Origin of the sequence: Nostoc sp. T09 (assembly GCF_002154695.1) — a bacterium.
Taxonomy (GTDB): Bacteria; Cyanobacteriota; Cyanobacteriia; order Cyanobacteriales; family Nostocaceae; genus Aulosira.
Window position 1 is genome coordinate 92,038 of the sequence record NZ_MTAV01000014.1, and the last position, 25,255, is coordinate 117,292.

19 protein-coding genes and 8 tRNA genes are annotated in these 25,255 nt (G+C 40.7%); 5 read left to right on the forward strand and 22 right to left on the reverse strand.

Annotated features, from left to right (window positions below; genetic code table 11):
- Positions 1-2: 2 nt before the first annotated feature.
- The 12 genes from BV372_RS35980 to thrS form a co-directional block, all read right to left on the reverse strand.
- A tRNA-Ser gene (locus tag BV372_RS35980) sits at positions 3-87 on the reverse strand.
- A gap of 4 nt (positions 88-91) precedes the next feature.
- Positions 92-172, reverse strand: a tRNA-Tyr gene (locus BV372_RS04850).
- 93 nt (positions 173-265) lie between these two features.
- Positions 266-339: transfer RNA gene (locus BV372_RS04855), tRNA-Glu, on the reverse strand.
- A gap of 146 nt (positions 340-485) precedes the next feature.
- Positions 486-556, reverse strand: a tRNA-Trp gene (locus BV372_RS04860).
- A gap of 2 nt (positions 557-558) precedes the next feature.
- Positions 559-633 (reverse strand) — tRNA-Ile (locus tag BV372_RS04865).
- Between the two features lie 5 nt (positions 634-638).
- Positions 639-713 (reverse strand) — tRNA-Cys (locus tag BV372_RS04870).
- A gap of 5 nt (positions 714-718) precedes the next feature.
- A tRNA-Glu gene (locus BV372_RS35985) sits at positions 719-795 on the reverse strand.
- Between the two features lie 3 nt (positions 796-798).
- A tRNA-Asp gene (locus BV372_RS04875) sits at positions 799-874 on the reverse strand.
- A gap of 204 nt (positions 875-1,078) precedes the next feature.
- Positions 1,079-1,615: an HNH endonuclease gene (locus BV372_RS04880; RefSeq protein ID WP_086684011.1), complete on the reverse strand. Its 537-nt coding sequence runs from the start codon at positions 1,613-1,615 to the stop codon at positions 1,079-1,081.
- Positions 1,616-1,694: 79 nt separating this feature from the next.
- The gene (locus BV372_RS35990) at positions 1,695-1,913 is read right to left on the reverse strand and encodes a hypothetical protein (RefSeq protein ID WP_179197980.1); all 219 of its coding nucleotides are present in this window, start codon (positions 1,911-1,913) and stop codon (positions 1,695-1,697) included.
- Between the two features lie 78 nt (positions 1,914-1,991).
- Positions 1,992-2,126 carry a hypothetical protein gene (locus tag BV372_RS37405; protein WP_256973083.1) on the reverse strand — a complete coding sequence of 45 codons (135 nt, stop codon included), beginning with the start codon at positions 2,124-2,126 and terminating at the stop codon, positions 1,992-1,994.
- Positions 2,101-3,393: a threonine--tRNA ligase gene (gene thrS / locus BV372_RS04885; RefSeq protein ID WP_256973084.1), complete on the reverse strand. Its 1,293-nt coding sequence runs from the start codon at positions 3,391-3,393 to the stop codon at positions 2,101-2,103. The genes BV372_RS37405 and thrS overlap by 26 nt, the downstream gene beginning before the upstream one ends.
- Before the next feature lie 695 nt (positions 3,394-4,088).
- Between thrS and BV372_RS04895 the strand changes: the two genes are divergently transcribed.
- The gene (locus BV372_RS04895; protein ID WP_086684020.1) at positions 4,089-4,937 is read left to right on the forward strand and encodes an MBL fold metallo-hydrolase; all 849 of its coding nucleotides are present in this window, start codon (positions 4,089-4,091) and stop codon (positions 4,935-4,937) included.
- Between the two features lie 57 nt (positions 4,938-4,994).
- On the opposite strand, the gene BV372_RS04900 is transcribed toward BV372_RS04895, so the two are convergent.
- The gene (locus BV372_RS04900) at positions 4,995-6,269 is read right to left on the reverse strand and encodes a CCA tRNA nucleotidyltransferase (protein ID WP_086684023.1); all 1,275 of its coding nucleotides are present in this window, start codon (positions 6,267-6,269) and stop codon (positions 4,995-4,997) included.
- A gap of 86 nt (positions 6,270-6,355) precedes the next feature.
- Here BV372_RS04900 and BV372_RS04905 point away from each other — a divergent pair, with 86 nt between their 5' ends.
- Complete coding sequence (locus BV372_RS04905) at positions 6,356-6,604, forward strand: Ycf34 family protein (RefSeq protein WP_086684026.1); 249 nt, start codon at positions 6,356-6,358, stop codon at positions 6,602-6,604.
- A 426-nt stretch (positions 6,605-7,030) separates the two neighbouring features.
- Positions 7,031-7,687 carry a tRNA (adenosine(37)-N6)-threonylcarbamoyltransferase complex dimerization subunit type 1 TsaB gene (gene tsaB / locus BV372_RS04910; protein ID WP_086684029.1) on the forward strand — a complete coding sequence of 219 codons (657 nt, stop codon included), beginning with the start codon at positions 7,031-7,033 and terminating at the stop codon, positions 7,685-7,687.
- 630 nt (positions 7,688-8,317) lie between these two features.
- Here tsaB and BV372_RS04920 read toward each other — a convergent pair.
- The 8 genes from BV372_RS04920 to BV372_RS04950 all read right to left on the reverse strand — a co-directional run bounded on the left by BV372_RS04920 (position 8,318) and on the right by BV372_RS04950 (position 19,210).
- Positions 8,318-10,201, reverse strand: coding sequence for a CHASE2 domain-containing protein (locus tag BV372_RS04920; RefSeq protein ID WP_086684035.1), 1,884 nt, complete (start codon positions 10,199-10,201; stop codon positions 8,318-8,320).
- A gap of 783 nt (positions 10,202-10,984) precedes the next feature.
- Positions 10,985-11,662 carry a response regulator transcription factor gene (locus BV372_RS04925; protein WP_086684038.1) on the reverse strand — a complete coding sequence of 226 codons (678 nt, stop codon included), beginning with the start codon at positions 11,660-11,662 and terminating at the stop codon, positions 10,985-10,987.
- A gap of 169 nt (positions 11,663-11,831) precedes the next feature.
- Positions 11,832-12,539 (reverse strand): hypothetical protein, encoded by a 708-nt coding sequence (locus BV372_RS04930; RefSeq protein WP_373270742.1) that lies wholly within the window; start codon positions 12,537-12,539, stop codon positions 11,832-11,834.
- Positions 12,540-12,784: 245 nt separating this feature from the next.
- Positions 12,785-14,191 (reverse strand): HlyD family efflux transporter periplasmic adaptor subunit, encoded by a 1,407-nt coding sequence (locus tag BV372_RS04935; RefSeq protein ID WP_086684044.1) that lies wholly within the window; start codon positions 14,189-14,191, stop codon positions 12,785-12,787.
- 26 nt (positions 14,192-14,217) lie between these two features.
- Positions 14,218-16,368: a peptidase domain-containing ABC transporter gene (locus BV372_RS04940; RefSeq protein ID WP_086684047.1), complete on the reverse strand. Its 2,151-nt coding sequence runs from the start codon at positions 16,366-16,368 to the stop codon at positions 14,218-14,220.
- A gap of 208 nt (positions 16,369-16,576) precedes the next feature.
- A complete protein-coding gene (locus BV372_RS35010) occupies positions 16,577-16,897 on the reverse strand; it encodes a hypothetical protein (protein ID WP_143844970.1) in 321 nt (106 codons plus the stop codon).
- 247 nt (positions 16,898-17,144) lie between these two features.
- Positions 17,145-17,483, reverse strand: coding sequence for a CTB family bacteriocin (locus tag BV372_RS04945; protein ID WP_086684050.1), 339 nt, complete (start codon positions 17,481-17,483; stop codon positions 17,145-17,147).
- Positions 17,484-17,926: 443 nt separating this feature from the next.
- Positions 17,927-19,210, reverse strand: a complete 1,284-nt coding sequence (locus tag BV372_RS04950) for an aspartate aminotransferase family protein (RefSeq protein ID WP_086684053.1) — start codon at positions 19,208-19,210, stop codon at positions 17,927-17,929.
- A gap of 148 nt (positions 19,211-19,358) precedes the next feature.
- Between BV372_RS04950 and BV372_RS04955 the strand changes: the two genes are divergently transcribed.
- Both BV372_RS04955 and BV372_RS04960 read left to right on the forward strand, forming a co-directional pair.
- Positions 19,359-20,423, forward strand: a complete 1,065-nt coding sequence (locus tag BV372_RS04955) for a TrkA family potassium uptake protein (protein ID WP_306298948.1) — start codon at positions 19,359-19,361, stop codon at positions 20,421-20,423.
- Between the two features lie 1,323 nt (positions 20,424-21,746).
- Positions 21,747-22,673 (forward strand): cation diffusion facilitator family transporter, encoded by a 927-nt coding sequence (locus BV372_RS04960; RefSeq protein ID WP_086684058.1) that lies wholly within the window; start codon positions 21,747-21,749, stop codon positions 22,671-22,673.
- A 219-nt stretch (positions 22,674-22,892) separates the two neighbouring features.
- On the opposite strand, the gene BV372_RS04965 is transcribed toward BV372_RS04960, so the two are convergent.
- Positions 22,893-24,953 carry a glycoside hydrolase family 31 protein gene (locus BV372_RS04965; RefSeq protein WP_256973085.1) on the reverse strand — a complete coding sequence of 687 codons (2,061 nt, stop codon included), beginning with the start codon at positions 24,951-24,953 and terminating at the stop codon, positions 22,893-22,895.
- Positions 24,954-25,255 lie beyond the last annotated feature (302 nt).

A 25,255-nucleotide genomic window follows, 5' to 3' on the forward strand; every position in this document is an offset into this window, starting at 1 on the left:
GGCGGAGAGAGAGGGAGTTGAACCCACAGTGGACTTGCATCCACGACTGTTTAGCAAACAGCTTGCCCTGCCAATAACAATCTCTCCATGATGGGTCGGGCTGGAATTGAACCAGCAACGCAAACGCGGCGGTTTTACAGACCGTTGCCCACACCAGTAGGCGAGCCGACCCATATATATTTGAGTAATTACTTGAGATTTCTGGGTGAAATAAAGGAATGGAGAGACCAGTCTTCCTGCTCTCTGCCATCCCAACTCAAGTCAGCAGTGCCGACGGGGATTGAACCCGCAATCTCCTGCTTGAAAGACAGGTGGCTTTACCAATTTGCCTACGGCACCAAGCTGAAATTTCTACCACATACAAGTTTGAGAAGCTGTTTTTTCAGCCCCCTGGTTTGGTGGAGGCTGTAGGAGTCGAACCTACTCTGATTGGGAAAATCAGATGACCAGTTTGTAAGCTTCTTATGTTGGGGCACGCGATAGAACGCACAGACAAGGATTTGAACCCTGACCAAAGGTTTTGGAGACCCTGGTGCTGCCGTTACACCATCTGTGCATTGGTCGCAGCGGTGGGAGTTGAACCCACATATCCTCGGTTATGAGCCGAGTACCCTACCGTTAGGTTACACTGCAACGTTTGGAGTCCGAGGTGGGAATTGAACCCACGATGATTGATTTTGCAGACCAACGCCTTTCCACTTGGCTACTCGGACATTTTTGGAAGCCTCGACGGGAGTTGCACCCGCTTCTCTCTGACTGAGAATCAGAGCGACTTTTCTATTCGTCCACAAGGCTACACGGGGATGATGGGATTTGAACCCACGTTCTTTCGCTCGACAGGCGACTGCTTTAAACCAGACTAAGCTACACCCCCACGTTGGGTGGCAATTATTCAGTTTTCATGGTTCAGAGGTGTTAGCGCTGTGCCTTTTGCAGAGGCTCTTTTGCTTCACTACATATATACTACATAAATACTACAAAAGTGTCAAGGGCATACTACAAATTTTTTTTAGAAATGAGAGGGCGGTGTTATTGAATCGCGCTCATTGCCCTCTCTGGCTGGGTTTAAGGGAGTGAATTACTCATTCTCAGTTAGGCGTTGTGCGTTCCAGAACTGTTCGGCAAATGCAACCGCTGGGTGGATTGGCGCTTTGGGTTTGGTTTTGAGTACCATTCCTGCTTCATGTGGAAGGCGATCGCTCTTGGTTGAGTTGCACTTTTCACAAGCGGTTACAACGTTGTCCCAGGTATGCTGTCCACCTTTGGAACGAGGAATTACGTGATCGAGGGTGAGACGTTTGGTGCTACCGCAGTATTGGCAGGTATGGTTATCACGCTTGAGTACTTCACGTCGGTTTACAGGTGGTACTTTCCAATGACGTTCGGGATTGCCAACAGTTAGACGAATGTGTTCGGGAACTTGTAGTACGATGCTGGGTGAACGAACTTCCCAAAGCCTTGTGCTGCTGAACTCCAACGACTCTGCTTGACCTGTAACTAATAGAACAACAGCGCGTTTAATGTTGACGCGTGCTAGTGGTAGGTAGTTCTTAGAGAAGACTACCACCGAATTTTGTAATATCTGTGGTTCCTGAGCTTGTGGTTGAGCTTGCATACCTTAATTAACTCCTCAAAAAAACAACCCCCGCCTCTGATTACCAGGAGCGGGGGTTAAGTAGTTGATACTTCTTGCCTTATATGGGTGCTAGAGAACACTTGCACCTCCCGCTGTGGATAATTTGATCTGGATTCAGCCATCCAGCGATCGCTCCAAAAATGCCAACAATTGCAGATTTCCCGCCGCGAAACTGATATGTTTCTTCAAATGCTAACAGCGCCATCGCACTGCTCGAACCTTTGCTGGGTCGGCAATGTATCGCACTATGTAAAGCTGAGGAAAATCTGTGTCTCATCGAATTTCTGTAGTATTTGTAATCGGATAAATTAATAATACAGTTGTAGTATATATTTGTCTACTTTTCAATGGTGCTTTAGATAAAGCCTCCCATAGCATTTGGGCGATCGCTCATTGCCAACGTCTTTCCATAGAAGACGAAGAAATTGTTGTCATTGAGGCGATCGCATCTCCCAACATCCAAATCAAACAAGCTTGATATGACTACCAATAAGCTCTTTCTCAAGCTGTACAAGTGCAATTTCTTCTTGACCAGGAACACCGAAACGGCGAAGATTAACACTGCTGTTAGCTGCCTCACGTTCGCCAACAACGGCGATAAAGGGAACTTTGCGTGCTGAGAGTTCGCGAATTTTGTTAGAGATCGTGCGATCGCTTTTGTGCAGTTCCACTCTCATACCGATAGCTCTCAATCTTTGTACTACAACCTCTGCCCAATCTACAGATTTTTCCGAAATCGAGGCTACCGCAACCTGTACAGGCGCAAGCCACAAAGGTAAAGCTCCTCCTTGGTTCTCAAGCAGAATACCAATCCAGCGCTCAATAGAACCTAAAACTGCCTGATGTAGAATCACTGGCTGCTCAAAATCACCACTGCTGCTAGCAAAGGAAAGGTCAAAAATCTCTGGGAGATTAAAATCTATTTGGATCGTGCCACATTGCCAAGCTCGCCCAAGTCGGTCTTCTAGGCTCACCTCAATCTTAGGGCCATAAAATGCCCCTTCACCTGGTGACAGTTCGTAGGCATAGCCTAAGGCATTGCAGGATTCTATAAGTAGAGCTTCTGCTTTATCCCATTGCGCATCGCTACCTAAACGCTTTTCTGGACGGAGAGCAATTTTTAAATGAAAATTCTCATAACCAAATGCTTGATAAACCTCACTTACCATCCTCAAAAAGTTGCGAATCTCATTATGAATGTCAGCTTCCTGGCAAAATATATGAGCATCATCTTGCACAAACTGACGTAAACGCATACAACCAGATAGCGTTCCTGAAGGTTCATAACGATGTACCATACCAAACTCCATCATGCGGATTGGCAGATCGCGGTAACTCCGTAAATGTGATTTGTATATGGCAATGTGAGCCGGACAAGACATAGGCTTTAGAGCATAATCGGCGCTGACTTGATTTAAATCGGCATCCTCTGTTGCTACATCTTTATCTAAGCTACCGACAACAAAGATATTTTCACGGAACTTTTCCCAATGGCCTGACTTCTCCCAAAGAACGCGACTCAACATTAGGGGCGAACGTACTTCTTCAAATCCGTAAACTTCGTAAACTTGTCGCATGAAGTCTTCAATTACCCGAAACATCCGCAAACCCAGAGGATGCCAAAAAACCATACCTGGGCTGTGTTCTTCAAAATGGAACAAGTCCATTACTTTTGCAAGTTCTCGATGGTCGTACATAATTATTCTCCTGTTGATTAATTTGCTTGTAATTGCATAAATGCCAATTCCTGATACCACTTTGAAAAGTGATTGCAACAGATGGATTCACACAGCCTGGACATAAAAGGCGATTCCCAATCCAAAATCTAAAATTCAAAGTTGTATGAGGTGAGCAGCCAACAATGAAAAACCCCTCTAAGAGTTACCTAGAGGGGTTTTGTCTCCGTATCTGTACACGACAAATTACGTCACCTCCCTCCAGGCGTGATAGTAGTGGTTGTAGTGGTAGTTATGACCAAGCTGCTGATATAGCTCATGTACTTAATATTTCCTAGTTGATAATTTCCAAATCATGTCTATATACACTAAAATCCCCTCAAGGTATGACCTTGAGGGGTGAGTTGATTGCTTCACTGTTTACGCCAGCAGTTTACGACCCCCCTTGGTTTGTAGTTCGGGTAGTGCTAGTAGTGGTCATAAAACTAAACTGGCTGGCAATTGCTAGTGACACGTTTTTAATTAAGGAAAAGCTTTGTATTTATCAACCAATTTTAGCAAAGATGAATTGCTTGTCAACCTAAGTTCTAAAAGCTGATTTCAAATACATTTAACCCTTTGCGCCCTCTGCTTTCTACTTAATACGCCTCTAGAATGATGAATGCTCAAAAATACTAGGCTGAACTAGTAGTCAAACATAAGGGAATTAGTTGCATTCAATTTGCAGCTATTCCCACAGAAATGTTAGATGTGTTCACTAAATAAAGAAGTGTGTGATGGACGAAGCTAGAAAACTTGTCCTGCCTACAGACAGCAGCACGCCAGATTTTGCAAGTGGTGAAATCTTATTTATTGGTACTGCAACTGTGCTTTTGCGCTATGCGGGATTCACAATTCTCACCGACCCGAACTTTCTGCATAAAGGAGAGCATGTACATCTACATTATGGTATCCGCTCGGCTCGTAGAACGAATCCAGCAATAGAATTAACAGAGTTGCCACAGCTTGATTTAATTGTGCTGTCGCATATGCATGAGGATCATTTTGACCGTGTAGTAGAGCAAAAACTTGATAAAAACTTGCCGATTGTCACGACTCCTCATGCAGCAACTAAGCTACAACAAAAAGGATTTCAGGCAACGCAGGCGCTTGATACTTGGGAAACATTGACTGTTACCAAGGGCGATAATTTACTTAAGATTAGCGCTATGCCAGGAAGGCACGGCCCAGGTGTTATTAATGCCTTACTTCCGCCTGTTATGGGAAGTATGCTGGAATTCCAGAATTCTCAGGCAGAGACTAAGTATCGGCTTTATATTACTGGCGATACACTTTTGTACGAACAGTTGCAAGAAATTCCCCAAAGGTATCCTGATATTGATCTAGCTTTACTACACTTAGGAGGAACAAGGATATTTGGTGTACTCCTAACTATGGATGCTATGCAAGGGGTAGAGGCAATCAAAATTATTGCTCCCGATATGGCGATCCCGATTCATTACAACGATTACACGGTTTTTAAGTCGCCGCTTGAGGATTTTATGAAAGCAGTGACAGCAGCAGGTTTAGAAAGTCAAGTTAGATACTTGAGTCATGGTGAAACTTATAAGTTCACTGTGAAATAAGTTCTGCTGATAATACATTACACGCCTAGACTAGGGCATTAATCACTATTGACTCTTTCAAGAGGCTTCAAGTAAGCTACCTGCAAATGCGATCGCCTCTTGTGGCGTTGAGATTTTACCTTCAGCTTGTGCTATGGCAATTTCTGTAAGAAGTTTGCCAATTAATGGTGAAGGCGGGACTTTTAATGCTATAATGATTTCCTTCCCACTCACGATTGGAGCGGGATGAGCGACCAGATCATCAGGGTTCAGGTAGCGGCCGATCAAAGGTGCGTAAACGTTAAGTAGTTTATCGCCAGGCATCGCCCCTACCAGATTATCGCAAGCTAAGGCCAACGCTACAGCAGTACTAAATCCAGTGCCTGCTTCCTGAAAGAGAAAATATTGTTCTCTCAAAGACATATTTGCTACTTTTAGCCGGGGGATCAGTCTCAAGGCTGTGGTAACAGATTGAATTTCAGCACGGCTGTAGGTTAGTTGCATTAGCTCAATTTCCGCAGCTTCGGGATCGGGGTGGACGAGACAAGCAAGTTTGGCGATACCTAAGCGAGTGATTTTGACGGTATCGCGGATATAATCTTGCAGCTCCACCCCTAAAGGCTGCCAATTTTTTGCTATAGAGGCGGTGGCTGTATCAACTGCGGCTAGTTTTTGAAAGCTTTCAGGCGTGGCGTTTTTCCAGAAAGGTGCAAGTACACCATCTTCCCAAGCAGTTGCGATCGCAGAAGTACCTTCAGGAATCGCCAACAAATAGCTGATTTCTACTCTGACTCGTTCTGCGGCTACTTTTGTAATGTGTGGTGCTAAAGAACGAATCATTTCTTGGGTAGCTGGCTCAATCGTAAAACCAAGTTGGGCTGCTTGGCGATAGGCTCGCATTAACCGTAAAGGATCGTCTTCTAAGTTGGCAGGTGAGATCATGCGTAAAACACGCTGTTGTAAGTCAGCCAAGCCTTGCAGGGGATCGATGATTTCTTGGGTATGGGGATTATAAGCGATCGCATTGACTGTAAAATCTCGTCTGTGCAAATCGGTTTCTAAACTAGCTCCTTCTTGTTGGGCAATATCAACTGTGGCGTTGGGAAAGACTACACGGGCAATTTGCCGTTGAGGATCGAGTAAGACAAAACCCGCTTGATAATGTTGAGCGATCGCTCTGGCTACCTTCACTGCATCCGTTGGAATCACAAAATCTAAATCTAGGTATTCACGACTTCTACCCAAAAAGGCATCTCGTACTGCACCACCTACCATATATGCAGGTTGTGGCAATAATGCCAGACTAAAGGGCCAAGTTTCAGGAGCTAAGGTAGAAGAAACTGAAGGATGCATTGTAATAAAAATCAACCCAGCAACTAATGAATATTAGTTTGCCTTAAGCTAGATTAACAATAAAGGTTCCTGGAGTTGGTTCTATTATGTGTATTTGCGTGAACTGCCACTATGTAGACCGCTGTTTAACCTATAATGCCGTAGAAACGCAGCATCAACAGCCCCATTTGACTGAAACACCCAATTTTGACCCTAATGAACCTTCGATCAATGTCAACATCCGCACCAAAGGAGAAATCATTGAGATGGAATGGGATGTAGTTGGTTGTCTCAGCTTTAAGCAAGAAACTGGTAAGTGGGCGAAGTTACGTCCAGGTGAATTAGTGCCAACGTGACGTTATAAATTATAAGTGTTGCGGGGCGGGGGATTGGAAACAAATATACCCGACTTTTTTGAAGATGCATCTACTGAATAGTAGGCCTGACCTGTCAATGCTGATACAAATAGTTTTGTGGTTACCCGACATACCGCCCGCAGGCTGGAAGCTTGGGGCTATCTTTACAAAGCCTGCCTACGCAGCCTGAATGTCTTTAGCCCACGTAGGTAGGCTTTGTATGATTAGCCGCACCATTCTCTGGTGAAGGCGAGATTTCGGGATAGTGAAGAGTTTTAGCGTTGATTTGCTAAGTGCATCCTTTGACGGGAGTATCTAAGTTTTGCAATTTTCACAAATCAGATAGTATTCCTATAGTTATGAGTTATTGACTTTTAAATACTCTTTTTTCTAAAGTTAGAAAGCTCATAGATATTTGAATTAATTTTGACTACTGAACTACAAAAACTTGCAGTTACACAATACGGTTTGACACTGCACACCACAACGCCTGAATTAGGTTTGGCAATTAATAATTTTGCAGGTGACACTCGCACTCAAGTATGGGATTTAGGGCGCGATTTGTCCAGTCTTGTACATCAATACTTAATCGAATTTATCCAGCCACAAACTTGGTCAGATCTAGCATTCCTGGCGGTAGCAAAAGGACCTGGTGGCTTTACAGGAACGCGGATTGGGGTTGTTCTGGCTCGGACTTTGGGGCAACAATTAGAGATTCCTGTATTTGCGGTTTCCACCTTAGCCGCTGTCGCTTGGTCAGAAATAGGCAAAGGCCAAAAAAAAGATGCGATCGCTATTCAAATGCCAGCCCAACGTGGTCAAGTTTTTGGTGCAATTTATCAACCTAGCCCTGATGGTTTAGGACTCACAGCTTTATTAGCAGATACTGTGTTTACACCAGAAGCATGGCAGGAAACTCTAGCGAATTGGCAGACAACTTACCAACTAATTGAAGCAAAATCTGCGTTAGCGATGACGGTAACAAGTATTTTGGAACTAGCTTATCTAGACTGGCAACAAGGCAAGCGTCCTCATTGGTCTGAAGCTTTACCTTACTATGGGCAGCATCCTGTAGAAGTTTGATCCACTATGCATCAACATTTGAATATGGATACGCTACGGAAACACCAAGGACGAACGCAATAAAAACTGTTCAACCAGACATGATATTACCTCACACCTGATGAGTCTGAATAACCACTTGGGTGTTTTTGTTCGTGTGGTGATTGATATCCAGCCAATTTAGCCATAGTCAAGCCTAATGTCATAATCAAAACACAAGTTATAAAAAACTCCATATTAAAAAATTGGTGCAAAAGCCACTTCATGTAAGCCACCATTGTTTTTGCCTCCAGCATTGCACTGGCAAAATAAGCAAAATAATTTTTACAGAATATGTATTAATACAATTCAGTTAATAAAATTTTGTATTTTAATATCTGCCAAAAACCATTGATATTCAAAGGTTAAGAGGGCTTAACTGAATTATATTTATCTGTGGTATGCACCCAAAATTTATTTTAAAAATCGGTAATCTATTCAGTTTAAATAATAATTATTTAATTTTTTAATAACATCTATCATTAGATATACAATATTTCATAATTCATAAACAAAATATTGATTTTCCAAGCCATAAATCAGTAAATACTTATTGTATTTATTGTAATTAAAAGCAGAATTGACAAATTCTATTTCCAGTAAATTAGATAATTAAGACATCCAAAACTTTGGCACAGGCCACGATAACTCACAAAGAGTACCTCTAGGATAAAGGGCAACTCGCCGAAATTTCCCTTTAAGTTGTCGAGCCAAATTTCTAAATTGTTGTGTTCCTCTACCTTCTCTATATGAGTTGAAAGCTAATGCATCATCTACAATACTGAGAGTCTGCCAGCCTTCAAATAAAGAACAGGTAACTTCCAAGCGTGTGACCCCAGTTGCGTGTTTGCCAACATTACATAAAGCTTCTTCTATAAATCGGCAAAGTCCTCGCTTATGTTCAATACTTAAATATCGCTCATCTATTGGTTCAAATGTGCGGATTTTTACTCTGAGAGTTTTAAAGCAGGGAAAGTCTCGCTCTAAGGTATAGCTGTAAACTTGATAAAGAATTTCATGAACAGGGTCTTGTAAATTAATTACTAGGCCTTTTCCTAGATATAAACTACTATCTTGATTTACAGGTTCACGTTGCAAAAATTCATAAATTCCCCGGAGATCCTGATTCAATTTTTCCAGTTCTTTTTGAACTTCTGGCAGTAATTTGTCTGTAGGTAAGTTATGATCGCGAACCAACTTCAAAACTTTAGCAAGAGTTTGCAGCGGTCCATTATGAATTGTTTCAAATGTCAATTCCATCATGGAATGTCGAGCATTTATTCCAGAGCGCAAAGCTTGTTCATATTGATAGAAAGCTGTGAGACCTAGGGCATTTAAAGTATAAATAATTATTGCTGGTGTGACTGGTATCCACCAACCCCAAGTTAAGAATAAACAACTAACGAACATTAGGATAAAGCTAACAAGACTAATAGCTAAAATATTGATTAAAGGAAATTTAGTTAGTCTAGCGTGAGCAATTCCTAAAAAACCCCAAGCGAAAATCCAGATATATTCCCATTCATCTGGCCAAGTATTTAAGAGTGGTCGAGAATTCAATACTGCACTGATAATTTGGCTAACAGCATGGGCATGAATTTCTACGCCATAAACTTGGCCTGGTGGTGCAAATTTGGCAGATGGAATTGCGGAAGTCGTGGTAAAGTCTTTAGCACTAGGAGCAGTCATCCCAACAATCACAATGCGATCGCGTATCCAATCTGGTGGGACTTTCCCTGCTTTGATATCCTCAAGCGTAATTGTTCTAAATCGTTCTCCACCACTGCGAAAATTGAATAGTACCTGGAACCCGCCTGCATCGGTTCGCACATATCCCCCAGAGTTATTGAAGATGCGAGGTAGTTCAGTATTACCGACTTTGATAAATTCGCGATCGCCAGTCCCATTTTCTAAATTAATACCTTGAGGAGCTAAATAAGCCTCTGCCAAAAGTAGGGACAAGGCGAATTTGTATCCTTGATGTGTTGTGATTCTTAATAAACTGCGTCTTAACTTACCATCAACATCCGGAATTTGATCTACAAAACCTACTTGTTCAGTGGGTAAATCTGGTGGTGGCTTAACTGTCTCAGGTAATACTTTTTCAATACCAATTAAATTTTTACTATTCTTAAATATGTTTTCCAATTCTGAGTGTCCAGGTTCAACTGGTATATCCCTAACAACATCAAGGCCAATAACTCTAGGCGCGTAAGCTTGTAACTTTCTTAGTAGTTCCGCCATCTCCTTATCTGGTACAGGATAGCCTACACGATGGATATCATCTTCGTTAATCCCTACAATCAGAATTCGTTCATCTATATTCTCTGCAAGACGCAGACGGAGAAAAGTATCAAAAACTAGCCATTCTAAAGATTGCATTGAACCAGTAAGCCGAGCAATAATCACCAGACAAAGAACTACAATGCCTGGTAATACACCTACACGCCAGATGGCCAGTTCTGATGTGATTCTTTTCCAAAGTCCAGGCTGCATAAGCTGATTTCCTAGTCTTTAGGGTTGTGTTGCACAAACTGCTTGGAAGCAAATTCCCTGTATAAACTGGAGTGCCCTATACATCTATCTGTACTCAAAATGCTCTAAATCCTTGCGCTACCGACATTAAAGCAATTGTAAGTTTATACACCTAACCATATCTAATGTAGGCATCTCCATTGCACAATTTAGAACACGCTCTGAGCCTTAATATCTCAGGCGAGCACAAACTGGCAGAATAACCAAATATAGATACAGGGTTTTCTTAACAATCTGTCAAAGTCAGATATTAAATGGTTTTTAGAGTTATGTAGTACAGTTGTCCGAGAACGTCAGTATCAATCAAAACTAGCTATATCATCCCAAGATTTCAGCAACAAAGTTAAGCTTCAGGTTTCTCTACCTAATGCCAAATTGCAAAATGTTGGCGACAGAGCGATTCATAAAACCCAGACACAGAGAGCGATTTTCAATCCAAAACCTATCTTGAATAGTTTACTCTAGTCGAGGAACCCGTCAAACGTACTGGCTCAACTTTTCGCAAAATCCAAAATAGTGTGAGATGTTTCTATAACTAAAAAATAGGTTATAACCTTAAGGAACTTGTGAGGATATATAGTAATATTACTTAATTTTATTTTTTACTATGTGGTGTTTTTTGAGCAAGCAATATCCACTTTCCTCTTCTTTCACATCAAGCCTCTAAGCGAAGTCATTAGTTCATAGATTGCCCACAACCCAAGGAGTGAAGGACACTTGCTACACGCAGTTTCTCATGACTACTTAATCAATCAATCCCTCGGCTCTAGCTTGCATTTCCGTTTGAATACGGATATTTTTACCTTCTTCAGGATAAACATCTAAAGCGTCTTGGAGTTTACTCCAATAATGACGCACCATGCGTTCAGATATACACATTCTTTCAGCAATTGCTTTATCTTGTAATCCTTCTTCAAATGCTAGAGTCAACACTCTGAGCCATTCTGGTTTGACTTCTAATCCAGAATGGATACTTTTAATGTCTTTCGTATGAGTCAATCCTTGCAATGCCCAATCAACTCTAGTCAACATTTCCTGAGTGGAAAGACTTTTATCTGCAACTGTAAAGCCGCCTTTATGGCTATCGATATCAGGTCTAATGCGTACAAGTGTTCTTACATGAGCGCTTTGAACAACAATATTTAGATGAGGATAATGTTTCATCAAATTTTTGAGAAGTTGAAGACCTGTATCAGGACGTGCTATCAATCCAAGATTTTCTGGAATTGAAAGATCCATAACCACGAGATCCGGCTGCGAGTTCATTACTTGATCTATAGCCTGCTTAGCATTTATGGCAGTGATAAATTCAGCCCCAGGATATTTTTTTCGCAACACATCAACTGTGCCACCTAAAACTGATTCATGGTCATCAATCACCAGAATTGTTAGCAACTGCTTTTCAACTAAAGCTTGTTTCATAATTCCTACCTTAATTAGAGAAGTCTATTATTAGAATATGAAGTTTTTTAGGCTAAAAATCCAACTATCTATAAAACTTTATACTAATGAACTATCTTATTTATTATTAGAATAGTTAATTTTTACTTATAGAGAATTAGAATCAACTATAATTGCTTATCAGCTATTTTTACCAACGGAAATACCAAGCCACCCTGAGGTTTTTAGTACGACGAAAGCATTTACCTGATGTTAAAAAGCAAAAACTGTCGCAAAGATATTGTAATTCTGGGAGAGTAGAGTAATTAATCAATGTAGACAAATCAGGGTAAGTAATTTCTATGTTTAAATTACTAAGATTCTTCTGCTGTTTTAAATATATATGAATTGATATCGGCATTACAACCTCTGGTACGATCATTGTTAATAACTCTTCTACAGTTATTAAAACTATGAGACTATGTTTGGCTGTTTCATTGTGCCAGTCAGGTGGCATATCGATATGGAAATATAGGTGAGGATTAGATGTATCCCAGGGTTCTAATAAGCATCCAATGGCTAAAGGCAAACTATATTGAAGATGAAATGGAAATAAGCGATCGCTTAAACTCACCAAAGATTGATGAAAATGATCAATCTTTTGGAGGAACTCTTGCGTTTTATTGAGTGATAAATCAACATTATCTGTTGACAAAATGTCTAGATTGCGACGAATAGTAAACGAATCCTGCAACAAATCGTCCCGAATTTTCTCTGCTTCTAAGAAGAGTTTGACTGACTGCCTATAAGACCACCACTGCAATGCTTGTTGAATTCTATGATAAAGAAACAAAAACCAGACAAGAGTCATGGTGTAGACAATTAACAGCGTAATTTGTGTACACAATTTCCGGCTCACAAGATAACTCTATGGTCGTTAGACTACTAGCATAAGAGCAAAACACCAAGAATAACATCTTATATTTGTGCCAAATAAAATGTCTAAATAATACAAGAGAATTGTTAAATTGTGCCATTCTTATTACCCAAAGATACATGATTTTGATAACTAATGTTGTTTTGCTTCATATTAAGATGCTCTCTAGTAAGCCTAAAAAGTTAGATTGAACAGAAAGTTACTGAACTTTAAATAACTAATTAGGTTTACAAATCAGTTATTAATCTTGCTTTTCTCAGCATAAATTGCAGTGCTGTCTCTTCTTTAGAAATAATGTCAGCTTTAGCATCCATACCTGATTGGATGTGGCATTGGTGATTGTTATTTCCAAATGCTATACTTTCCGGTTGGATGTTTACTTCAAAATAACTAGCAGAGGGAGTAGTAGTTGCTATTGCTGCACCTGTATTGTTACTTTGAGGTGTTATAACATCTGGAGAAATAGCATTAACAACACCTTTAAGAGTACCATAATCAGGATAGGCGCAGGCATCAACACGCAATTGTACTTTTTGTCCAACTGCAACATTTTTAATTTCAGCAGTAGGAATTACAGCTTTAATTACTAGAGGTGCATCTTGAGGAACAATCTCAGCAATAGGTTCGCTAATACGTACCACTTGCCCCGGATTTCGCAAATTGAGCTTGAGGATAATACCGTCACTAGTGGCACGAATAATACTACTTTTTAATTGATTTTCAATTTGTTGAATTTCTTTTACAGATTGACTGAATTGATTTTGCATATCAATTCGGTGTTGCATTAAAGCTTGCTTTTCTTTTTCTAATGTAGCAATAGTTGCTTCGCCCCTAGCAGTTTCTTGGGCAATACGTTCTTGAGCAATAACCACTGTTGCTTTAGTTGGATTGACCGCAGCTTTGGCTGATTGAACTTTGGCTTTAGCAATATCAATACTTCTTTTTTCACCTTCTATTGTTGATTTTATCTGCTCAACAATTAGTTTTTTTTCTTCATATTCACGCCGACCAATAGCTCCACTACTTGCAAGTTGCTCATAGCGATCGCGATCTAATTTAGCAAAGTCTAAATCGGCATAAGCTTTTTGCAGATCGGCATAAGCTTTTTGTAGATTGGCTGCTGCTGCTTGGAATTCGCTTTGCGAGTTAATTTGGCGTTCTTCGTAGTCTCTCTGGTTGCGTGCTAAATCTGATTGAGCAGAAGAAACGGTTTTCTCTATTACTCTTTTCTCGGCGATAATTTGAGTATCTAAAGAGTTGATTTGCGCATCAATTTGAATTAATTGCAATCTACCTTGTTGGAGATTTCCTAGTAGTTGACTCTTTTTGATGCGCAATTGTTCAACATCAAGGTAAGCGATTACATCTCCCTGCTTAACAATCTGATTTTCTTTAACTAGGATGTTTTTAACAGTTCCTTCCATTTTTGGCTGGACTAATCGAATATCACCAATAGGACGGACAGTTGCAGCAGCTTTAACTGTAACGTTGTATTTCACCCATGAAGAGAGGCCAATAGCAGAACCGACAGTCCCCACAAGAAACATTCCTGCTAAGGATGTCCAAGCACTTACAGGAGGAATAAAATCTTCTTGAACTTCCGGTAGGATTTTCTGATTATGGGTATAGAGCATATCCCCTCCCCTCTGAAAAATTAATATTAAGGAATTAAAAAATCTAAATGGTCTCCTGGCTTAGTTCGCAAATCCTCCAATGATCCTTGAAGTTTCAATTTGCCGTTTTCCAATAATACGACCCAATCAGCTCGATTAATTACTTTGGGACGGTGAGTAATTAAAATTGTGGTTTTACCTTGGCGATGCTTAAACAATTTTTCCAGAACTTGTGCTTCACTGACTGGATCAAGTCCACCAGTGGATTCATCCAAAATTAAAACTGGCGGTTCTGTAACAATCGCGCGGGCGATCGCCAATCTTTGACGTTGTCCTCCAGATATATTTGCGCCAAATTCTCCTAAAATAGTCTGATATTTGTCAGGTAGTTTACTAATAAACTCATCAGCACCAGCAATTTGGCAGGCTCTGACAATCTGCTCAAAGCTAATATGTGGTGTTCCTAAACGAAAGTTTTCTACAATAGAACGATTCCAAAAGTGAGCATCTTGGGGAATTAGCACTACCTGTTGACGCAAACAATCTAGAGCAAGATCTTGTATGTGATATATTCCAATTTGGATATTACCAGATTGTAGTGGATATAATCCAGCAATTAGTTTAGCAAGTGTACTTTTACCACAACCAGATTTGCCAATCAGAGCAACAACTTGACCGCCAGGAATTGTTAACGAAAAATTGTCTAATAGGTCAAGACGACCAGCATAATGGAAGCCAACATTGCTACAAATAATATCAGCATCACCTGGAATATAAACTAAAGGCTTTTTCCCATCGCCTTCATTCTCTGGTGTAGCATCGATAACTTCTGTTAAGCGTTGTGTGGCGGTTTTAGCACGTGTAAATTCTTCAACAAAACTAATAACAGTACCAATTAAACCAAGATAATTGGCATTCATTGAGTTAAATGCCATTAGTTGCCCAATACTTAAGTGTTCAACGGGGTTAATTACCAAGTTACCGCCAAACCAGAGCAAAATAACAGCACCAATAGCAGAAATAAATCCCGAAAAAGTATTATTAATAATCCCAATCTGCATAGTGCGAAATGTGAGATTACCAAGACGACCAAATCGACTTTTTAATTCATCCCAAAATTGCGGAGCGGAGGCAGTGGTTTTTAAAGTAAGTGCGCCTTTAAATGTTTCTACTAAAAGACCTTGCGTTTCTGCTTCTGTGACTAATAGTTCTCGAGTTTTTCGCTGTAAAGTCGGCTGGAATATAATCGTAGATAGAGTCATCACTACGGAAATAAATAACGCTACTACGGTCAGTTTCCAGCTGTAAAAAATCATGAAGCCCAAAGAAACCAGCGCAATAAAAAATCGGCTAGGTAAACCAACAACTACTTGAGCAACCAATTGATTAATTTGTTCAATATCTTGTAGGCGGCTAACTATTTCTCCACTGCGACGAGATTCATAATAACTTAAAGGTAATCGGAGAATTTGCCGCCCAAATTCCATAACTAGCCCTAATTGTAGGCGTTGAGCAAAATTAGCAATTAAATTAGATTGTACAAATGCTAGGCTACTAGAAATAAAATTCATCACTACGACAGAAATAGCCACAGTAGTGAGTAAATTTGTATCACCTCGAACTAGTACATCGTCTGTGAGTATTTGTAGTAAAAATGGGGAAGCTAAAGACAGCAAGCCCAAGATTAAATTAATAGGTAAAGCTTGTGCTAGGATTGCACGATAATTCCAGACACGTTTAAAGAAGCGCCAAAAGCCACCAATTTGATCGTCCTTTTGGGCAAAAAACCTCACCGGATCGGGTTCCAGTAAAAGCATCAACCAATCTGTCCAACCCTCTGCTAAATCTTTTTTAGACAGATGACGCATACCTACAGCCGGATCGGCAATTAAACATTTTTTGCCTTTCTTACCGTATAAAACAACCCAATGATTTCCTTTCCAGTGAATAATTGCCGGTAAGGGCGCTTCATGCATTCGATCGAGGAGTTCGGGTGAAGTTTTCACTGGACGAGTATTAAAGCCCAGTGTTTCTGCTCCTCGCCTCAACCCTAATAAAGTAGTGCCAAATTGTCCAGTACCTACAGCTTCCCGGATGTGGCTTAGAGTAAAATTATGTCCATAATATTTAGCGATCGCTGCAAGGCAAGCAGCCCCGCAATCTTCTTCACTATGCTGTTTAACAAATTGATATTTCATGAACAAAAAACTCTAGAGAATGGCCGCTACAAACCTAGAAGTATTGTTAAATTCTTGGCAGATTATTCAAATTAGTTAAATTAGCTATATGAGGCTTATTTAATTTTTGTGAGGCTAGGTACACCTTTATTACTTCTTCTCTGCCCCCTGTCTCTACAAGTGCTTCAGGAATTAAATTAGATTGCTATAAATTCCAGCTATGAAATTACTAGGAATTCATAAACACGAATAAAAAACGTAATAAGCTATTCAAACTGCTATTTCTACCCCTATTCCTACTATTGCCGAAGAAAGACGGGTTCAGTCCGATGGTAAGTTGTGAGAGTGTATAGCTACTATCTGAACTGACAGAAATGTTATTACCGCCATCTGAATAATTCATTTTATTATTGGCTAAAGAAACTATTTTTGTCATCTGCAAATAAAAAGCAAAGTTGGAAGACGACAATCCACCAGATACAGCCTCTTGCTCTGGTGCAGATATTTCTGTAAATAATTCTGGGCTTTGAAGTTTTATGTCGTTAGACACGGTCTTTCCTGTCTGATTAATCTCTGCGTTGGAAATGGTAAAGCACCCTATGGCTAAGTAGTTAGGGACGATCAAATAACTCGTAAAAACACATTCTGTAAGTTAACTCTGGGCTACCAAATGTAAACCCTCAAAGTCACGCTTGAGTTGTGATAGTGATGCCAGATTTTATCTCACACATCTTTAGCCCTCATAAAGAGGACTAAAGATGAGCTTTTGTCTAAGCTTGAATTCTGCTTATTTCAAATTAAACAGTAATTCCAGCCAACAAACTAGATAAAGACTCTAAGGTTATAGTTCTAGAAGCACCACCAAAGGTGAAAGTTGAACCAGCCGGAGTATTAGTGGATGCTACTGGTCCGAGGACTGCGATATCTGATGTCTTCAAAGTAGCGAGCTGTGCTAACGCACCAACAATTCCGCCACTAACTAGTTCTTGTTCTTCAACGCTTACTTCAACAAACAATTGGTTAGACATGATTGGAATCTCCTGGATTTTAAGAGTTTCGCGAGTTGCTTGCCACTTGTTGGCTGCTTCTCTCCTCGCTTGATTAATACGATATAAGGAAGTACCCAGGTGAGTCATTCTCATTTTCTGCAAACTTAATTACCAAAGTTAGAAAATCCTATTGCCGAAATACGTAAGTGTAACTACCGAAAAGTACATATAATAATTACACTATATTTCACTGAATCTTATCAAAAAACTGGAGAAATTTTTTACTAGCTTTAAAAAAATATTTTATATATGTGGCACTAAAAACTTGATATATAGGAGTTTATCAAAAAAATATAGAAAATTATTACTGCCTTTAAGAAAAATATTTTGAAATCGGATAATCAACGACTAGTGTTAAATTTAACAGTAGCCGTTTGTATGGAATAGACGTTTTCTACAGAAATGGGCGGTTAGAAACCGCGTCTACACAGACAAAACCCGCGCAGGCGGGTTTCAAATTCTTTAATTGACCAAAGTCCGCGGAGGCGGACTTTGTTTGTATAGCCGCGAATTCTATTCGCCAGGACTTCTTATACCGTGACAGTAGCTAAGGCTTTGTCAACAGCTTGCAAGGCTGTATTGACTTCTGCCTCTGTGACAATTAGTGGTGGTACAAACCGAACGACTTTTGGCCCAGCTGGTACAAGCAGTACGCCTTCTGCGATCGCAACTTTGACAATATCAGCTGCGGTTAGCTGGATATCGGCTGGCAATTCTAATCCGTTGATTAAACCCCATCCCCGAACATCGGCAATGTAATTAGGATATTTGGCCGCGATCGCTCTTAATCCATCTCGCAGTTGTTCACCTCGCTGCTGTACATTCTGCAAAATATTTTCTTTCTCTAATGTTTGGCAAACCGCCAGCGCTACTCCACAAGCAAAAGGATTGCCACCAAAGGTACTGGCGTGTTCCCCAGGCTGGAACACATCGCAGAATTTCTTACTCATCATGGCACCGATGGGGATACCACCACCCAGCCCTTTGGCACTGGTGAAGATATCCGGCTCAACGCCGAGAGTTTCATAACCCCATAACTTACCACTGCGTCCCATGCCAACTTGCACTTCATCGAATATTAGCAAAACGCCAGTTTCATCACAGATTTGCCGCAGCTTTTGGAAGTAAGCAACATCACCTGGACAGACACCGCCTTCTCCTTGCAAAGGCTCTAATAAAATTGCGGCGACACGGTAATCACCTTCATCTAGTTCGCTAATCGCTGCTTCCACTGCGCCAATATCGTTGTAAGGTACATAGTGAAAACCAGGAACCAAGGGATCAAAGTATTTTTGATACTTTGGTTGTCCGGTAGCAGTAATCGTTGCTAAAGTCCGCCCGTGGAAACTAGCATTGGCAGTTAAGATAATTGGTCGTTCAATTTCTAGTACAGTATGGGCGTATTTCCGTGCTAATTTTATTGCCGCTTCGTTAGCCTCAGCACCAGAGTTGCAGAAAAAGACGCGATCGGCACAGGAATGTTGAATGATCCATTTTGCCAATTCACCTTGTTCGGGAATGTAGTACAAATTAGAGACGTGATGCAGCTTCTGGATTTGGCGTGTGACTGCTTCTACCATTGCTGGGTGGGCATGTCCTAAAGTACAAGTGGCAATTCCGGCCACAAAGTCCAGATATTCCCGCCCCTGAGTATCCCAAACCCGGCATCCTGCTCCCCGTTCTAGGGCTAGAGGAAACCGGGCATAGGTCGACATAACAGCTTCATCGAAGCTGTTTGGCTCAAAGGGGCTAGATGGTAAAGTATCTGACTGTGGGGGGATGGTGGCTTCTTCAACTAAAGTTTGTCTGCTCACTACCTCTCCTTCGGAAAATCTTTTGATCGTATAGTTATCTACTAGTGTCCTAGAAATTTATTAAAAATTTCGACTATTTTCTGCAACTATCATTTTTTTTAAGGCTAAGCCTCAGATATTCTCAAACGAGTGGCAGTGGTGAAAAATTTTGTATTTAAGGCCTGAGCAAACATATCAACGTATTCAAAAAGAGCTAATGGCTGGGGCGATCGCTCTTGGCTGTGTGTTCTTAATTGGGACTTTGTGGTACTGCTTGGTAGAAGGCTGGTCATGGGAAGATGCAGCTTACATGACGGTAATTACCTTGGCTACAGTCGGATATGGGGAAACACACCCCTTAGGTAACCGCGGAAGATTGTTTACCATTGCCTTAATTTTGATGGGTGTGATCAATATCGGTTACATTGTCAATAGATTTACAGAAGCTGTAATTCAAGGCTACTTTCAAGAAGGAATTCGACTACGGCAACAGAGGCGGTTAATGGAATCCCTATCAGGACATTACATTATTTGTGGATTTAGTCGCACAGGTCGCCAAATTGCCAAAGAGTTTCGGGCAGAAGGTGTATCTTTTGTTGTGATTGATTCTGAGCCGGAATCTGTGCAAAGAGCGCAAGTAGAAGGTTATATAGTATACCTTGGTGATGCAACGTTAGATGAATCACTATTAAGAGTGGGTATAGAGCGAGCGATTTGTCTGGTAGCGGCACTGCCTTCAGACGCAGAAAATTTATATACAGTCTTATCAGCAAAAACACTAAATCCAGGAATTCGGGCGATCGCTAGAGCAAGTACAGAAGAAGCTTTACAAAAATTACAACGTGGTGGTGCAGATGCGGTGATTTCTCCTTATATTACTGGTGGGAAAAGAATGGCAGCAGCAGCCCTCAGACCCCAGGTTTTGGATTTTGTCGATGGTATTCTTTCAGGTTCAGACCGCCAATTGTACATGGAAGAATTTTTGCTCGACCCAGCTTTTTGTCCTTTTGTTGGACAAACCCTACAAAAAGCCAAATTGCGATCGCAAACTGGGGCGTTAGTTTTAGCTATTCGCCGCACTGATGGGAATTTGATTGGTGGTCCGACTGGTGAAACTGTTTTAATGCCAGGAGATACCTTAATCTGCATGGGTACAGCTGAACAATTGCGTAGCCTCAACCAAGTTCTGGGTCCAATTATGTCCCAAAAATTGCGTAAACCTAAAAATAGCTGATCGGGATATCGATCAGCCAATGTGTTGCACTCTGCACGTTATAGATACCCCTAGATACAGAGCGGTTAAAGGCAGGATAGCAAATAGCGTGGGACTACCAACCCTACAGCCAAAAACTGTCATTCCTCTTTTACAAAATTATTTTTAATGTACAAATAAGAAAAAAGGTTTGGCTGGTTACCAGACCTCTATATAAATCCAGTGCATAACAACATCCCGGATCAATTTACTCTTTATTTTTTAGTACAGCATCTTCCTATAGGATGTGTTCAAATCATTTGAAAGCTGATAGTACGTAAATCTATAGCAACGTCTATTTGAATTTGTAAATTTCCTAACAGAGGCAGGTAACATAATATCAAACGTTAGCAATTAAATATTTAGATAAAAGTAATCCAAAACAGCCTGAAAGCAAAATAAAAGACGGGTATTATCCCGCCGAGATAGCTTGAAAGTGGTAATACACCTTGGACTCTGGAAAAATTACACAAATAAATTAAATAGGTTGTCAAGATTATCAAGGATACGAACTAAAAAACGGTTATTTGTGCCGTATTTGATGTTGTAATCCGGTTAATCTTTTCAATTTTTATGAACATAACATAGCTAAATTTTGACAAGTTGCCAAAATGCCGAATAGTCAAACAGCAAAAAAGACGGAGTTTAACCCGCCTTTAAGAGAGTAAGTGAAAACATCTTGGTAATATCTGCAATATATCAAGTGAATTTGCCTGCTAGTTGCCAAAGTGCCGAATTGTCAAAAATAAAACAATTACGTTAATTAATTTACGATTACATGAAGTTATGTATGTCATAAAAATTTAACTTTTGCAAAATGCGGAATGTAGCAATGGCATTGTGTAATCAATCATGATTAGCTACTTAATCAAATCTACTTGCCATTGCTAAAGGATAAACGGAGGGATAAATTTTCTAGTGCAGTATTGCATTAATAACTATAGAGTTAAAAACAAATCAAGGTTAATGTTCTTAGCAGGCTTGCTTTCGCTTAGTCCATCAGAATGTTATCTAAACCAATAAAGTTGGACAGCATAGATTATGTTCTTGCACTAGCGATCGCCTGTAAAAACTCACAGGCTGGTATCAGTGTGAAAAATCTGCCAATTAGAGGTTGGCTTCTCTAGGCTAATTTAGATTTTAGCCATCAAAACCAGTCTCTAGAAGGATTTCGTGGCATCCTAACTTTTGCAACGCAACCGTCATTGGAGACATGCTTGCTATATCCTAAGTATAAACATAGACAATGGCTTGTTTGACAAGCATGAGTCAGTTAACAGGTAACTAAATACGTAACTCTTGTTTATGAATAGTGCGCGTCTTGAACAAACTAGCATCTACTTATCTATCGGTGGTGCTTTATTTCTAGCGATTTTGGGCATTTGCTTCGGATTAGCCGTCCAATCGGGAGCAGTATTGCTTGATGCTTTCTTTAATGTGATTACTTTTGTAATGGCATTAACCACATTGTGGATTTCTCGGCTATTGAAACGCCCAGAGGGACGAAAGTTTCAATTTGGTTATAAGGGCTTTAGTCCCTTGCTTAACTTATGCAAGTCACTACTGATTGCTGGATTGTCCATGTTTGCCTTTGCTTCTTCAGCGGCTGCGTTGTTACATGGTGGCAGACATATTGATGCAGGAGTAGTAGTAATTTATGCCGTGATTGCTGCATTTACCTGTCTCATCATTTCAATTACACATACCGTTATCGCTAAAAAGACGGGATCTCCAATAGTACGTGTAGATGCAAAAAATTGGATGATTAACGGGATAATTGGTCTTTCTGTTGGGATTGTATTTAGTATTGTCACACTAATTAAACAAACCTCTTTTGCTTGGTTTGTGCCCTATGCAGACCCCACAATTGTGATCATATTAGTGCTACTGACTGTGCCTATACCTGCTAAAGTTATACTTGAAAGTTTGAATCAACTTTTGTTGGGTGCTCCCCAAGCAGCTTTGCAAAAACGTATCAATGATTTACTTGATGTTGCAACAACAAAATTTCCTTGTGCCAAGCGTTATTTGAGAATGACAGAAGTAGGAGAGGCTTTATATCTCCATCTTTACTGGCTAGTACCTAATGATGAGAAATTAACTAGTATCGAAGCAATCGATGCCATGCGACACCAAATCACCGATATTGTGAAACAAGAATTTCCTAATGTCACCCTCGATATTCTTTTTACCCAAGATGAGCAATGGTTTCGTACCATGAATCCCGGATAAATTTTGCAGCATTTTCGATCAGAATAGGGTGACTGCAAAAATTAGCACTAGTGAATTTTATTCTTGAAAAAGCCACATCTTCGACAGCCAAGTACACAGGTTCATCAGAGAGAAAATATTTACCCCAGAGCAATTAATAAGGTAATTTTACGGTTACCATTTTTTAATTAAAAGCAAAAAGCGGTTTGGATTTTCCAGCCGCTTTTTTATGTTGGTGACTTACTCTGCTTGCAAGCGAATCTTTAAGAAGCGATCGCACTTTAATTGTTGCCCCTGACAAGTAACTTCTGCATCATCTACCCAAGCTTGCTGAAGTTTCAACCCATGCAAATGGATCTGTACGCTTGTGTAAGGGAAAGGGTAATCTCCTTGTTCTTCCCAAGTAAATTCTAAACCGTTTGCCAATCTTAGCAGATGGAATTTATCCAGTCGGGATGCTCCATAACCATCACCCGCATCGCTGTATAGCTGAGTAAAACTTTTACCTTGTGTAGGTGGGTAAAGGTGAAGAGTAAGTTGCTTATTTTCTTCCATAGGTAAGATACTCCCGGCTTTAACCAACACAGGAATGCTTTCTAGCGGTGCTGAAAGACTTACCTGTTGTCCACCCTCAAATACTGTGTCATCCCAAAAACTATACCAACGTCCTGGGGGTAAAATAACTTGCCGTGATTTCCCTCCCTCTTCAACAATGGGACAAACCAGTAAAGCATCACCTAACAAGAAAGCATCTTCTACATCCCACAGTGTTGTATCATCGCTACCAGCCCAAAACAGCGGGCGCACAGGCGGATAACCCTTCTGTGCCGCTTCCCAGGATAGAGTATAAAAGTAAGGTAGCAGGCGGTAGCGCAATTCCATGAAGGAGCGAATGATACTTAGGTAAGGTTCGCCGTAAGTCCAGGGCGTGCGGTGTTCTACATTATTAGAAGAGTGAGTCCGATAAAATGTGAAGAAGCTTGCCATCTGGAACCAACGTAAGTATAGTTCCGCACTCGGATTACCCTGGAAACCACCAATATCCGGCCCACTGTAGGGAATCCCAGAAAGCCCTAAGCCAACAATTGTTGATATTGTTTGGCGTAACGCACTCCAACTAGATTCAATATCCCCAGTCCAAGTCCAAGCATAGCGCTGAAGTCCTGCCCAACCTGCACGGGAAACTATAAAAGGTCGTTTCTCTGGGCGGTATTGACGCAAACTTTCGTAGCCGGCTTCTGCTTGCAACAAACCGTAAATATTATGAGCTTCGCGGTGATCGCCACCTCTACCTTCCATAAAATGTTGAGTGACTTTTGGCAAAGAGCGATCGCCGGAAGTAATAAAAGCAGCAGGTTCGTTCATATCATGCCAAAAACCTGCCACACCCACATCCAGCAAATATGCATACTGCCGACTCCACCAACTGCGAACCTTGGGATTGGTAAAATCTGGAAATACGCACCAACCAGGCCATACAGGCGCAACTACAAGTTTGCCATTTGGGAGTTTACAAAACCCATCTAATATTTGACCTTCTAAAAATAGGTTGCTGTGGCGACTGTACTTAATTCCTGGGTTGAGAATTGCGATAAATTGCACTCCCAGTACGGCTAATTCTTGTGTAAAACTCGCCAATTTCGGAAACCGTTCTGGGTCGATTGTGAAAGCCCGGTATCCAACTTGACAGTCAATATCCAGATGAATAGCACTTAAGGGTAATTTTTGATGTTGAAAAGCTCTAGCTTCTTCTCTCACCGCAGATTCTGTACGATACCCCCATTTAGACTGATGATAGCCTAATGCCCATCGCGGAGGTAGGGGCGCACGTCCAGTTAATTCGGTATAACGCTCTAGTAATTGTCTCGGTGAACCAGAGGTAAAATAATAACGCAGCGATCCTCCTGTAAAGTCAGCTGTGGCAGTTTCCGCAAATGTAAAATTGGCATCAAAAGAATTCTCATAAAAAATTAGATAACTGCCAACCGAGTGGAGACCTAAATATACAGGAATGCACAGATACATCGGATCTGAGCCTGGAGGATACATCCCCGCAGCATCGTAGTTCCATATGCGATAGATTTTACTTTGTTGCTGCTCATCTTTGGCGGCCCGGAGATTTAGCGATGAAGCCCGTTCTCCTAGCCCGTAAATGCGTTCTTCTGGGCGCAGTTGTGCTTGATGAATCCATCCTTGGTTTTTGCTCTGGGGTGGTAGTTCTTCGCGGATAATTTGCCCTGAGCGATCGCAGAATTTGAGACTACCATCTACTTCAATATATCCATCATTAATTTGCTCCAATAATCAGGCAAATTCAATCCTTTTGAGCAAGCTTGTCTTAGGCAGATTGAAGGTCAAGCCTGAGAGTTATGATTCTGCTGCGTTATCCCTAGCCAGTTATAGATCGCATATTACAGCAACCAATCAGCCCTGATTTAAGACTCTTCTACACACGTCATCATTTCAGAAAAGCCAACTCTTCAATAATTTGCTAAGTTTAGACAAAAAGTTAATTCACCCTAGGTATGATTTATTGTTTTTAATTGCTCAATGAGTCTTAAGTCTCTAGATTTATTGCTAAAAGCTGCTAATTTGTATTAAAT